This is a genomic window from Sphingobacterium sp. ML3W (assembly GCF_029542085.1).
Lineage (GTDB): Bacteria > Bacteroidota > Bacteroidia > Sphingobacteriales > Sphingobacteriaceae > Sphingobacterium.
Window position 1 is genome coordinate 1,639,059 of sequence record NZ_CP107036.1, and the last position, 12,676, is coordinate 1,651,734.

The following is a 12,676-nucleotide window of genomic DNA, read 5'->3' on the forward strand; positions in this document are numbered from 1 at the left end:
TCTGTGGTGGGATGAGCCTGTACATTACTGGTGTTACAATCCTTGATAGGATTGTTGAACTTATAAGCCCGCCAATAAGTACAATCGCCAAGGGGGCAATAAGCGGATTGGGATTAATGCAATAGGTATCAATCCACAGATAGCGGTAATAGATGTAAGACAACAGGTAAAAACCGTGTCTCGCCCGCTATATGAATAGCTTAATCCAAGGAGTGGCCCTCAACCCTAAGCTAGTTTGTAAAATCCACGAGGAGGAGCGAATTCTTAACCTGTATTCCTGACGGGCCGATAAAACCGATGATAGAAACCAAAGACATGGGATTGCCGGTTAAAAGCAGCGCTATTGCACCACCCAATATACCTAACGGAATAATGGATAATAATCCCCTTGAAATTCTTAAACTGTAAAAGGAGCACGCCTATAAAAAGGAAGCCACTTAATAATATGACCGAAAAGAAGTTGCCTCCCAGGACATCGCCTTCCGACTCGACCTCACCCGACAATTTATAATAGTACCCCGGTGGAAGCTTTAATCGGTCGACGAAACGCTAAGAAAAACCATTGAAATCCTTGAAACAAAAGAGTTCTTACAAAATAATGGACACTTTAAAACCATTGAAACCTATCATAGGCAAAGAGTTATGGAATTTGTGTGTTTCTCCCCTTTATTGTGGCTTTGATGGATGTCTAGTAAAAAATTGCTGATCCAAGTTATATCTGTCAAGGAGTTATCTTCGGAAAGATACATTCTTTCTAGGACTGTAACTCCGGTAATGTACAAGTTAGTAAGTCAACAGTTGCTTTGTAATTTCTAACATAATTAATAAAAAATGACTACTAAATAGTAGTCATTTTTTATTAATAGGGCTTAAATCGCTATGACAAATCTCCATTTCTTTATATAATAAAAATTACCAGGGTAAAAGTTCACCGTCTTGGGAAAATGTGCCTGTAGGTCCATCGTCATCTAGCAGAGCTAATGAAACACCTGTTCTAGCACCTTCTTGAGGCGTAAGTGGAGCCTGCTCTGAACCGATGGAAGTCTGTACCCATCCCGGATTCGCTGCGTTAACTTTTATATTTGTCTCACGAAGTGCATCGGCTAAAAAAACTGTAAACTGGTTAAGAGCTGTTTTTGAAGCACTATATGCGTAAGGCTTTAGATCAAAAAGCCAATGGGATTCATCCAAATGGGCAGCGAAAGACCCAGAAACACTGCTGATGTTGACGATACGCCCAGCCTTGCTTTTTTTAATCAACGGTAATAATGCCTGAGTCAGCTCCACTGTACCAAAATAATTGATGTCAAAAGTATCCCGAAGGATCTGCATCGGAACAGTTTCAATGTTGTTTCCAAACCACGAGCTGTCCAAAAATACAGCGGCATTGTTGACCAGAATATCTAATGTTCCATAATCATTTTCAATAAGATTCCTAACATTTTCTATATCAGCCGAATGACTGATATCTAGTTTCATATAGGTCACATCTAGCGAATGACCTCGAAGTTTCTCTTCTGCCCTTTTACCGTCATTTTCATTCCTTGCCCCTAATAAAACCTTGATGTTCTGTTGTGCTAGCTGTTTGGCTGTTTCAAAACCAATCCCTTTATTGGCTCCTGTTACTAATGCTATCTTTGTCATATAAAATCTTTTAAATTACTATGTAAAGGTAGAACGAAAGGTATAATCGGAGCTAGCGTAATTAAAACCAATCCTTACTAAAATCAAACTTACTAGACTGGTTTAAAGCACACAACTATTCCTTATTTCAATTTCCGGTATCCCGTAGGAGAAGTGTTCGCATGTTTTTTAAAAAACAGATTGAAATGAGATGGTTCTTCGAAACCGAGTGCGGATGAAATTTCTGCAATTTGCCAATTGGTTAACTTTAATAGAATTTTTGCTTCTTGTACAAGTCGTGCTGCGATAATATCACTTACGGTCCTACCCTTGGATAATTTCACCTGTCTATTGAGGTAATTCGGATGCAGAGCCAATCCATCCGCAAAATCCTTTGAGGTTTTTAATTTTATAATGTCTTGTGGTGATTCTATCGGAAATTGTGATTCTAACAATCTGATAAAGGAGCAAGCGATAACCTCAGCCGTATTATTTGTTTTTACAAATAAGTTGGCCGCTTCGAGCTTTTGAGCATTGAAAATGATTTCCAGCAGATAGTTGCGTAAAAGATTGACTTTAAAGTCGCTGTCAGCTTTTGATTCGTTATCTATTTTAGTGTAAATAGTGATAATGTTTTTTGTCTGCGCATCAGTGAGGGAATAGATATTCTGCCTTCCAGGTTTATAGATTGGAAATTCGAGCAAACGATATCCACTGTTCGCTTTGGTGATGAATTCTTCTTTAAATATGCAGCTAAATCCTTTATAATCATCATCCATAGCGTGTATCCCAAAAGGTATTTTGGTAGTCGTGAAAAGTAAAGAGTTCCCAGAGATCTCAATGTTCCGGTCCTCAAATTCAAGATTATAATTACCCTGAAGTAAAGTAGCAGTGTAAAATATTTTACGACTATACTCAAAAGGAAACAAAATGGTATTTGCTGTACTAAGGTCAACTATATTAAAGGCATCTGCGTCACTTGCTTTTCTATCTGTTTTTACAACATTGTCTTGAAATGTTTCGGACAATATTCCATCAGAAATTTTCATATACAAAAATAGTTAAAATTTGTCCATGACTTTGTAAATCTTCTCGTTCGAGATAAAGAAAAAACTATTTGTCAGGGGATAAATTGGGCGTAAATCTAATAGCTCTTCCATTTAAATGGCATATAGATATTACGCAAAATCAGTGAAGTGAAAATGTGATAAGTCTTGCTATTTTATTTTTACCACAATCTTTCCCTTTGCTCTTCCACTTGCCACGTGGTTCAGAGCCTCATTCGTTTGCGAAAATGGATAAACCTTATCTACAACAATTTTAATTGTTCCATCTTCAATAAGCTTCGTGATTTGTGCAAGCTGTTTTCCACTTGATTTCATGAACAGGAACTCATAATCAATACCTCGTCTTTTTGCTTTTTTCCTCACTCCGAAACTAAGAAGTGATAATACTGAAGCAATGATCCATGAAGCGCCAATTTCCTGTGCAAATGTTGGTGTTGGAGGACCTGAGATAGAAATTACCTTACCTCCTTTTCTTACTACATTTAGAGACTTCTTCAACGTCTTGTTGTCTTGGCTATTTAATACCAAATCGTAGTTCTTCAACATTGTTTCAAAATCCTGTGTTTTATAGTCAATTAAAACATCTGCTCCTAACTCCTGAAGCATTGGGAAACTTGTTTTTCCAGCTGTAGTGGCAACAGTGGCACCTAAATATTTTGCCAACTGAATGGCAAAAGTTCCAACTCCTCCGGAGCCAGCCTGTATAAAAACTTTTTGTCCTTTCTTTAACTTCCCTATTTCTACTAAAGCTTGCCAAGCGGTCAAAGCCACGAGCGGAACACCAGCTGCTTCGTTCATGGAAAGATTTTTTGGTTTTAAGGCCAAATCATTTTCGTCAACAGCTAAGTATTCGGCAAAGGTTCCGATGTGACGATCGGAAGGACGGGCGTAAACCTCATCTCCCATTTTAAACGTTGTAACCTTTGAACCTGTTTCGATTACAATACCCGCCAAATCATGTCCCAGAATAAATGGTGTTTTATAGGGTAAGATCATTTTGAATTCACCTGACAGAATTTTAGTATCCAACTGATTGAGGCCTGCCGCATAGATCTCAATCATGACCTCGTTCTCGCCGAGCGTGGGTTTACTAACTTCACGGAATGATAACTCCTCTTTCTTACCATAGTTTCGAACTACAAATGCTTTCATAAGTTTTTTTATTGGATAGATTGACAATGCTCTTTTTTATTAACCAATTTATAGGGTTTAGTATTATATTATTTTTTAAGTTCATAACTTCAGAATCTAAATATACCGATCACCTTCCATATTTAAATTCAAATGATCCATAGCATTAGTATTTATGCATGCGCTAATTTCGACATTGCCTCACCGATCGCGGTTGCATAAATCTTGGTTTCTCCAACCGGAATATCAAATAGATTAGTTTCTAATCCAATCAATAGTTCATCCGCCACTTCGCTAGGTTGAATTCCTGCTGCCCCCCCTATTTCAGCTGAAAATTCGGTATTTACAAGCGGTGGGTAAACTTCAAAGATCTGGAGATTTTTCTGTTCTTCATAAGTTTGTCTCAAAGCGGTTGTATAGCTATGTAAAGCTGCTTTCGTAGCTCCATAAGTCGGTAAGAATTTATGACTTCCATATACTGCTATGGACGATACATTCACCACTGCAGACTCTTCTTTTTCCAGTAAGTGTGGAATCATTAATTCTGTAAAATGGATAATTGCAAAATAGTTGGTATTCATTTCAATCAATGCTTTTTCGTGTGCATTAGTTGTTTCACTCAGTAGATATCCAAAAGCGGCTCCTGCATTGTTGATGATAATATTAACATCTGCATGATTCGTTTTCAGGTCTTCTGCAATACGGATCCTGTCTGCTTCCATGGATAAATCCCCCTTAATTGCTACCGCATCTCTTAGTTCTGCTAAAGCACTTTGAAGACGTTCTTCATTACGTCCATTGATAATGATTTTATTTCCGGCAGCATTTAATTTTTTAGCAATTGCCAATCCTATTCCGGCGCTTCCGCCACTGATGAATATTGTATTTCCTGTTGTTTTCATTTTGATTGAATTTAGTTAATGATATTTTTTTATGTAATCAGTTGTTGCTAAGAAAAGGATAATCTATATAGCCCTTTTCTCCGGGTGTATAGAATGTTTCCTGGTCTGGAGCGTTAAGAGCCGCCCCAGTTTTAAAACGTTCCACAAGATCAGGGTTTGCGATAAAAGGAACTCCAAAAGAAACCAAGTCTGCATAGTTATCTTCTAAAACCTGCGTCGCTGTCTCTTTATTAAAAGCACGGTTGATAATGATGGTCCCGTTATAAATCTTTCGGAAATGTTTTGCCACCTCCTGAATGGCGTTGTCATTACCACTGACATCTGTAAAAGGTTCTATTAGATGGATATAAGCTAAATCGTAATCATTTAATCGGTTAACGATATAGTCGTAAGTTGCAATTGTTTCGTCATCTACAGCAATCCCCATGATTCCGTTTAGCGATGGATTGAGTCGAACACCTACTTTTTTTAGATCAACAGCTTCTTTGATTGCCTCAAGTGTTTCAAAAAGAATTCTAGCGCGATTTTCCGGTGATCCTCCATATTCATCGATTCTATAATTAGAGTTTTTGCTAAAGAATTGTTGTAAAAGATAGCCATTTGCTCCATGTAGCTCTACTCCATCAAAACCTGCCTCGATCGCATTGATAGCCCCCTTTTTGAAATCTTCGACAGTCCGCTTGATATCTTCAACCGTCATTGGCTGTGGGGAAATTGTAGGCTTAAAACCTGCAGCTGTAAAAGCTTTCTGCTCAGGATTAAAGTCTGAAGGAGCCATAGGTAATCTGCCTTCATGCAAATCGGGATGTGAATATGCTCCAGTATGCCATAGCTGTGCAAAAATATTACCTCCTTTTGCGTGAACAGCCTTGGTCACCAGCTTCCAACCTGCTATTTGTTCATCCGTGTAAATACCCGGAACGTTAATAAACCCGATTCCTTCTTCACTGATAAACGTACCTTCGGTAATAATAAGTCCGGCTGTCGCACGCTGTGCATAATAGGTTGCTGTCAGTTCTGTTGCAACATTGCCCTGACTAGCAGAACGAGCTCTTGTCATAGGAGCCATTACCATTCTGTTATTGAGTTTCTTTCCACTAAGCTCGTAGCTTTCAAATAATTTGTTACTCATATCTTATTTTGAATTGATTTATAAAATCCTTAAAAATATACTTTTTAGTATATTTTATATCAAAAAAAATTACAGTGTATACCGCTCTAATTCCTTCTTAAGGTCTTTTATAAGTTCGATCATTATTTTTTTAGAATCCATTGTTCTGCTAATGACAATTCCTCCTTCCACTGCTGACAATATTTTAAAAGCGAAAACTTCGGCATTAAGTTCTTTTGAAAACTCTGCATTAGCGATGCCATCCTTTAAAATAGTTGAAATACCCTGCAAGCCTGTTTTCAGAACTGTCGCAACTTTCTTTTTAATGGAAGGAAAATGATCATCTGCTTCAACAGCAGTATTAAAAATCGGGCAACCGCCGGAAATATAGGTATCTAGGGGGTTCTTATGAAAATCGAGATACAAAAAAATCTTTTCTTTTGCAGTTTTGCCCTGGGAAACAATATCAGCCAGCTTTTGTGACATTTTTTTTAATGAAAAGTCTACAACCTGTTCAGATAGATCATCTTTTCCGTTAAAATGTCCATAAATACACCCTTTTGTTAATTTGGTCGCTTCCAAAACCTCATCTATGCTTACACCAGAAATTCCCTTCTCATTGTAAAGAGGGCTTGCTGTTTCCAGGATAAATAACTTCGTTTTTTCTGCCTTTGTTAACATTTTCTTATTTTCTACTTTGCAAATATACTAAAAAGTATATTTCAAAAACAAATAAAATATACTTTTTAGTATATTTTATTTGTTTTTGAAATACAAAACTCTCAAACATCTCGTTTGAGATATATACTCAAAACCCTACATATTGATGAAAAATAAAATAAAAAGGGGTTACACTTATCTCTATCATCAGATTCTCAAAGTAAAAATAAAATCCAAAGGTATTTCGCATTTTTTTGGTACGTCTTCCATTCTTAAGATACTGTTCGCCTTTAATTTTATTATAGAGCTGATGATGTCAATATAAGTTTTTAAAGTTTATAATGGGCTATGGCATATTTGGTTTGAATAGACTAACGGGGAGCCAGAGAATTTTGATACCTGAGGCTAATATCAAAACTTAAGGAGTCTTTTTTTTGCAAACCAAGAGCGGTGATATCTCGTGTTTATGGTACATGCAATAAAATTTTTCCAAATTTTGGAAAATACTATAAAAAATTGGATGAATTTTGAGATATTGAATTTCCTGAATGATATGAATTCATTACAGGTACATGCGACTTAAAATTGAAAATGAAGAAAAGAACAATTCTCGTTTCTGGTGCCAGTATAGCTGGCCCCACCCTGGCATTCTGGCTACACCGATTTGGTTTTGATGTGACGGTTATCGAACGTGCAGATGAATTAAGGTTGGGAGGTCAAAATATAGATGTCCGGAAAGAAGCACAGCAGGTAGTTCAGCTAATGGGATTAGAAGATAAGATCCGCCAGGCCAATACCGGGGAACTGGGCGTTTGTTTTGTTAATAAAAACAATCAAATCATAGGATCTTTTCCAAAGGGAAATTCAGACTTCGGAACAGCTGAACTTGAAATCCTGCGTGGCGATCTGGCAAAAATCCTTTATGACGCAACAAAGGATAGTGTGAAGTATGTTTTCGGTGATCAGATCATAGACCTAGAGGATCAAGAAGATAAAGTTACCGTCACCTTTAAAAATAGCCTCCAACGTTCCTTTGATCTCGTCATTGCAGCAGATGGTATCCGTTCCACAACCCGCACTTTAATATTCGGAAATGAACCTGTCGTAAAATATATTGGTGTATATTGCTCATATCTGACCATTCCACGTATTGAATCGGATACAAAATGGGCTTATTGGTACAATGCTCCAGAATCAAGGGTTATTAACACAAGACCGGACAATGAGGGCACGACCAGAGCATCTTTTTCCTTTCTGTCATCAGATAATGGATATGAAAAGCTCAATTTAGCTGAGCAAAAAGAAATTCTCAGACAAAAGTTTGCAGATGCTGGGTGGCAGGCTTCCCGGATGCTTGCTGCATTAGAAGAAAGCAAAGATGTGTACCTGGACGGAATTAGCCAAGTAAAAGCGCCTAGATGGACCAGCGGACGATGCGCCATGGTGGGAGATGCAGCTTATTGCCCCACCCCTATGACCGGAATGGGCACAAGTCTCTCGATTATTGGCGCTTATATTTTGGCTGGAGAACTGTCTAGGCATAACGATCATAAAGAAGCTTTTACTGCTTATGAAAAATTATTGCGGCCTTATGTTGAAGAAATTCAAAACCTCCCTCCTGGTGTGCCTTGGATCGCGCATCCAAAAACCAAATTCGGTATCGGACTATTCAATACTGTCATAAGAATTGCTTCTAGCAAAATAGCTAAAAAGGTTTCAAAGCTCTTTACGAAAAAAAAAGAGAAAACAACAAAAGAAAGGCTGAATCTACCCATTTATAAGTAACACTTAATTAATTATAAACGGGCTATAAAGTAGTATTCCCGCTTTGGCATTATCCAAATTAGATTGATTAAATGGACTATTCTCCTCTTTACATCGACCATATATAGAAGCCAGGAGTTAAAAAATTTATGCCTAATTTAGTATATTCATTATGAATAACCGATTTTATACGACTTTAGGATGGATAGCAACGGTTACCGTGGCCAATAATCTTAAGGGTGACAAAGGTGACTGGATACAGCCAATGGTTGCTGTAATCAATTGCACATTCTGAGTCACATACGGACTGCTCAGGAAACCCAAAAAAGACTGGCCGGTTGCAAGAGCCAATATAACGGGAATAATATTCGGTTTTACAGCATTTCTCACTGCCCTTTAATCCAATACTTTATTTGGGAATACTATGAGAAAATGTTTGGCACTGCAATTCCCTTCGAAAGAATCGGCCATAGCATTATTTACTGATCAAAATTTAAACAGGCTCTTATAAAAAATAATATCCTGGGAATATTTAATAATTTATTTGGCTCATAAGAACAGTCGAAGTGAAAAGATTCAAAAGTAGAGATGGAAATTATAGCTTAAAACCAAACGCGGTATTAAGATTCATTGTCATAAACAAATCTTCGTATGTAGCTTTCCAGGTCAGTAAGATCAAAAGGTTTTGCTAAAAAACCGTCCGCTCCGCATGCTATTGAAATACTTCGTCCATCGATATGACCTGAAATCATGATCACCGGCAACTTATTATGTTTAGATGAACTCCTGAGATCACGCAGTATCAAATCCCCATTCCGTGCAGCCATATGTATATCCAAAAAAAGTATATCAGCATGTATGCTATCCAACACTTCCATCAGGACTAAACTGTTTGCTACAGTTACGACGATCGTATCTTGATCCTCTAGCACCATAGAAAATACATTTAGTATTTCTTTATCATCATCACACACCACAATTTTCTTTTTCATCTTGATTTTTTTCTATTACTATCGATCGGAGATAACTTTTCAGAGATCATCATTTATAAAAAAGGGATCTTACAGACGTAAGATCCATCCATTTTTTGTCTTTCTGTCGGAGCTGCTCAGAACTTTGCTCGCCTCTCCGTCTTTTTTAATCTCTTTTATTTCGCTTGCGTATTGAGGTTAGTATCAGCCAAAGCAGTTAAATCTGTATCACATTTTTTTTCTTCTGCAAGAGTTTCAAGCAGAAGGTCCAGTGCCTCATTGTATTTCAACACCTTAGCAAATGCGGCGAGTGTGCCATAAGTGGCAATTTCGTAGTGCTCAACTTTTTGGGCAGCGGCGATAATACCTGCATCTCTAACCGTTCCTTCTTCGGTTTCCTCGATAATGTGTTCGCCCTCTTCGATCAGTCCGGCCATCGCTGCGCATCGCTCTGCTTTGGGTTTTAACTCTAAACTCTCAAAACACTGTTCCAAGCGTTTCACATGATTTTCAGTCTCCAAAAGGTGTTTGGAAATTGCTTTTTTTAGCTTATTGGCGGTAGCGTTTTTTTCCATTTTGGGCAATGCTTTTGTCAATGCCTTTTCTGCCCAATAAATGTCTTTGAGGCCGTCTTCAAAAAGCTCTGCCAAATCTTTTGCAGCATCCGATGCTACGCGTTTTTTTGTGTTGTCAGTGGATTGCTTGGTCATCGTTCCATTTTCAGACTTTTCACTTGTGTTACTTTTAGTTGTTGTTGCCATGTTTAGTAAGTTTACTGTTCTAGAGCTTTCTGAAATTGAACATCAATCGAACAGCTTTGGTTCTACTAACAAGGCAATCGCCGCTATTTCACGTGTATATTCCGACGAAGACGTATAAACACGCCTCTTATGTATTGAAACTCGAGGTCTCTCTAAATGAAAATCTAAAATGTCCACAATTAGGATTCTCAATTCTTTCGTATGTGATAAAATTAGAAAAACTGATAAAATATTACTTATATTTAAACAAAAGGTCCGCTAACACAAGATTCTAACAGGAATTCCAATATTTTATTCTACATACAATTTGTATTTAGCTAGTTAGCCGTTAAAAATTCATATACCTTTAGTCTTGAAGGTTGATTTCTTTTTTACTAAACACAATAGTTATGAAAGAAAATAATGATTCAATCACCCATCTGCTTATGCGGATCGAAGATATCCCTGCAGTAAAGAATATATTGAACACAATATGTTTGTATACAGGCATGGATCTAGGGTTGGTGACCTCTCACAATGGCCATCAATGGATAGCATGTGCTGTGCGTGATTCGCTGGGGGTCGGGGTCTCTGTGGGCCAGCAGCTGGAATTACATTATACCTTAGGAGATGAAGCACATGGTAAACATGCGCCTATCATTATTCCGGATATCGATCATTGTGAAAATGAAGATTGGAAAAGCAAATTGCATGCAAAAGGTTTTAAAAGTTATATCGCATTCCCGATAGTCGACAAGGATGGATTGTTCTTTGGAACGCTCTGTACGATAGATTATAAACCAGTACATATCGATACAGAGCGGATAGCGCCACTATTTGAACTTCTATCTGAACTGATAAGTTTTCATTTGGGTTCAATTGCAAAAATCAAAAATACAGAAGCACTGCTGGGTGAGGAATTGCAATACTCTGAACGCAGGGATACCCTATTATCAGTTTTGGGGCACGACCTGAAAAATCCATTAAGTGCTGTCATTACCTTGTCGCAGTATCTCGCCGACAAACTCGAAAATGCGAAACATAAACAGACAGCCAAGCTTATATACGATTCTTCGTACAGAATGAAAGGCTTAATAGATAACATACTGGACTTTGCACGCAGTAAGCTAGGTACTGGTATTCATCTGAACAAAAATGTAGTCGAATTAGATCAGGTGATCCTTCAGGCTCTGCGTGAGATCCACACAAGTTCGCTCGAAAGAAAGGTACTCACACATCTTGGAGCAAAACTTCCTGTCAAATGTGATCATGAACGTATGGCACAGGTGTTTTCAAATCTTATAGGAAATTCATTTCGCCATGGATCTGCAGAAAATACAATCGTTATAAACTCTTCCATTGAAGGCGGGAAATTTATCTTCCAAATAGAAAATGATGGAAGTAAGATAGCAGATTCTATATTAAATAACCTATTTAAACCTTTTGTTGGAAGGAAAAATCAGAATGAAGGCGGGCTGGAATTGGGCCTTTATATCTCCAAACAGATAATCACCGCACATAAAGGAGATATCCATGTCAAATGCATTGATGAAAAAGTGGTATTTAGCCTTTGGATCCCAATATGATAGGTGCTTTGATCATAATCACACGATTATTTCGGAAAAAGTATAAGTGGCAAGTTGAGAAAATCGTGAAAAACTTATGTACAAGGGGCGTGCAAATGACAATTCAATAACCTTGTCTCATTATATACAGCATTTGACATTTGACTACGTTGAAACATACTTCTCTTCAGCGCGGAGACGAATATGAAACTGCGCTTCAAGTACCAAAACCAGAACGTAATTTGTTACAAGTGAGCATGGAGAAACGAAAACGAAGAAATTCGGCTGAGCGAACTGAACGCACTATCAGAGATAACACAATACTTAACTGATTATAGTGGGTAGTTTCATTTTTCTAATCACAGAATCAAAGATTCTGGTTTATTTACCCAAGAAGAAAAAACAATTTCAACTATTTAAAAGATACGTTATATTTATTTGAAAGTAATATCATCACATAACCCCGCCACAACAAATGACGGAAACAGAAAAATATCTCGCAGACTTTAAAGAAGCTGTAGTGAACGTGTATCCTATTTCGGATAAGGCATTTAATTTGTTGGCCGAAACTGTGCACATTCAGCAATTTAAAAAAAATGAAGTTTTATTAAAGGAAGGCCGTGTCGCCAATGACATTTTCTTTGTTTGTAAAGGTGCATTAAACTCTTATTTTATAGATGAAAAAGGAGCTATCTGGAATAAATGGATTTATTTGGAGAGGGATTTTGCGAGCACCAGATTTTCGGCAATCATAAAAACAGCCAATGAATTTACATTGCAAGCTATTGAAAACACCACAGTGGTATGTATGCCCTATCGTCAAACAAGAGCAGCTATTAATCAAAATGATGAGTTAAAGAACCTGTACATTGCCTATCTGGAAAAAAAATGGATAGTCATTAATGAAGAAAGAGAAATTTCCTTACTTACCGAAAGTGCCACTGCAAGGTATCTAAAATTGCTGAAAGCACATCCGGGAATAGACAGCAGAATTCCGCTACAATATATTGCTTCGCACCTCAGCATTACCCCGACACAGTTGAGCAGAATACGTAAAGAACTGACCAAATAAAAATATCATTGTGCCCAACCTATGGAAAGTGTGGGCTTAAAATTACGCTTTAATTTTGCTGTAAATAGTA

Annotated in this window: 13 protein-coding genes; 3 read left to right on the top strand and 10 right to left on the bottom strand. The window is 37.5% G+C overall.

The genetic code is table 11. The annotated features are described in order from the left end of the window. Window positions 1-230: 230 nt before the first annotated feature. The 7 genes from OGI71_RS07015 to OGI71_RS07045 form a co-directional block, all read right to left on the bottom strand. A complete protein-coding gene (locus tag OGI71_RS07015) occupies window positions 231-356 on the bottom strand; it encodes an efflux RND transporter permease subunit (protein ID WP_282254679.1) in 126 nt (41 codons plus the stop codon). A gap of 556 nt (window positions 357-912) precedes the next feature. Beyond that, a complete protein-coding gene (locus tag OGI71_RS07020) occupies window positions 913-1,644 on the bottom strand; it encodes an SDR family oxidoreductase (RefSeq protein ID WP_282254680.1) in 732 nt (243 codons plus the stop codon). A 122-nt stretch (window positions 1,645-1,766) separates the two neighbouring features. Next, the gene (locus OGI71_RS07025; protein WP_282254681.1) at window positions 1,767-2,672 is read right to left on the bottom strand and encodes an AraC family transcriptional regulator; all 906 of its coding nucleotides are present in this window, start codon (window positions 2,670-2,672) and stop codon (window positions 1,767-1,769) included. Window positions 2,673-2,840: 168 nt separating this feature from the next. Continuing rightward, complete coding sequence (locus tag OGI71_RS07030; RefSeq protein WP_282254682.1) at window positions 2,841-3,842, bottom strand: NADP-dependent oxidoreductase; 1,002 nt, start codon at window positions 3,840-3,842, stop codon at window positions 2,841-2,843. 152 nt (window positions 3,843-3,994) lie between these two features. Beyond that, window positions 3,995-4,723, bottom strand: a complete 729-nt coding sequence (locus tag OGI71_RS07035; RefSeq protein WP_282254684.1) for an SDR family NAD(P)-dependent oxidoreductase — start codon at window positions 4,721-4,723, stop codon at window positions 3,995-3,997. 37 nt (window positions 4,724-4,760) lie between these two features. Then, on the bottom strand, window positions 4,761-5,855 hold the full coding sequence (locus OGI71_RS07040) for an alkene reductase (RefSeq protein ID WP_282254685.1): 1,095 nt from the start codon (window positions 5,853-5,855) through the stop codon (window positions 4,761-4,763). 69 nt (window positions 5,856-5,924) lie between these two features. After that, a complete protein-coding gene (locus OGI71_RS07045; protein WP_282254686.1) occupies window positions 5,925-6,515 on the bottom strand; it encodes a TetR/AcrR family transcriptional regulator in 591 nt (196 codons plus the stop codon). 570 nt (window positions 6,516-7,085) lie between these two features. Here OGI71_RS07045 and OGI71_RS07050 point away from each other — a divergent pair. Then, window positions 7,086-8,279 (top strand): FAD-dependent monooxygenase, encoded by a 1,194-nt coding sequence (locus OGI71_RS07050; RefSeq protein ID WP_282254687.1) that lies wholly within the window; start codon window positions 7,086-7,088, stop codon window positions 8,277-8,279. A 165-nt stretch (window positions 8,280-8,444) separates the two neighbouring features. Here the strand turns inward: OGI71_RS07050 and OGI71_RS07055 are convergent, their stop codons facing one another. The 3 genes from OGI71_RS07055 to OGI71_RS07065 form a co-directional block, all read right to left on the bottom strand. Beyond that, entirely contained in the window at window positions 8,445-8,648 is a 204-nt protein-coding gene (locus tag OGI71_RS07055; RefSeq protein ID WP_282254688.1) for a hypothetical protein, read from the bottom strand. 230 nt (window positions 8,649-8,878) lie between these two features. Further along, window positions 8,879-9,250: a response regulator gene (locus OGI71_RS07060; RefSeq protein WP_282254689.1), complete on the bottom strand. Its 372-nt coding sequence runs from the start codon at window positions 9,248-9,250 to the stop codon at window positions 8,879-8,881. Between the two features lie 155 nt (window positions 9,251-9,405). Continuing rightward, window positions 9,406-9,990, bottom strand: a complete 585-nt coding sequence (locus tag OGI71_RS07065; RefSeq protein WP_282254690.1) for a ferritin-like domain-containing protein — start codon at window positions 9,988-9,990, stop codon at window positions 9,406-9,408. Between the two features lie 389 nt (window positions 9,991-10,379). Here OGI71_RS07065 and OGI71_RS07070 point away from each other — a divergent pair, with 389 nt between their 5' ends. Next, the gene (locus OGI71_RS07070; protein WP_282254692.1) at window positions 10,380-11,555 is read left to right on the top strand and encodes a GAF domain-containing sensor histidine kinase; all 1,176 of its coding nucleotides are present in this window, start codon (window positions 10,380-10,382) and stop codon (window positions 11,553-11,555) included. A 454-nt stretch (window positions 11,556-12,009) separates the two neighbouring features. Continuing rightward, window positions 12,010-12,606, top strand: a complete 597-nt coding sequence (locus OGI71_RS07075; protein WP_282254693.1) for a Crp/Fnr family transcriptional regulator — start codon at window positions 12,010-12,012, stop codon at window positions 12,604-12,606. The last annotated feature ends 70 nt before the right edge of the window (window positions 12,607-12,676 follow it).

Excerpts from the sequence above, each read along its gene's own strand:
- OGI71_RS07035 (WP_282254684.1), bottom strand. The coding sequence starts at position 4,723 with ATGAAAACAACAGGAAATACAATATTCATCAGTGGCGGAAGCGCCGGA.
- OGI71_RS07075 (WP_282254693.1), top strand. The coding sequence starts at position 12,010 with ATGACGGAAACAGAAAAATATCTCGCAGACTTTAAAGAAGCTGTAGTG.
- OGI71_RS07060 (WP_282254689.1), bottom strand. The coding sequence starts at position 9,250 with ATGAAAAAGAAAATTGTGGTGTGTGATGATGATAAAGAAATACTAAAT.
- OGI71_RS07025 (WP_282254681.1), bottom strand. The coding sequence starts at position 2,672 with ATGAAAATTTCTGATGGAATATTGTCCGAAACATTTCAAGACAATGTT.
- OGI71_RS07065 (WP_282254690.1), bottom strand. The coding sequence starts at position 9,990 with ATGGCAACAACAACTAAAAGTAACACAAGTGAAAAGTCTGAAAATGGA.
- OGI71_RS07050 (WP_282254687.1), top strand. The coding sequence starts at position 7,086 with ATGAAGAAAAGAACAATTCTCGTTTCTGGTGCCAGTATAGCTGGCCCC.
- OGI71_RS07020 (WP_282254680.1), bottom strand. The coding sequence starts at position 1,644 with ATGACAAAGATAGCATTAGTAACAGGAGCCAATAAAGGGATTGGTTTT.
- OGI71_RS07045 (WP_282254686.1), bottom strand. The coding sequence starts at position 6,515 with ATGTTAACAAAGGCAGAAAAAACGAAGTTATTTATCCTGGAAACAGCA.
- OGI71_RS07040 (WP_282254685.1), bottom strand. The coding sequence starts at position 5,855 with ATGAGTAACAAATTATTTGAAAGCTACGAGCTTAGTGGAAAGAAACTC.
- OGI71_RS07030 (WP_282254682.1), bottom strand. The coding sequence starts at position 3,842 with ATGAAAGCATTTGTAGTTCGAAACTATGGTAAGAAAGAGGAGTTATCA.
- OGI71_RS07070 (WP_282254692.1), top strand. The coding sequence starts at position 10,380 with ATGAAAGAAAATAATGATTCAATCACCCATCTGCTTATGCGGATCGAA.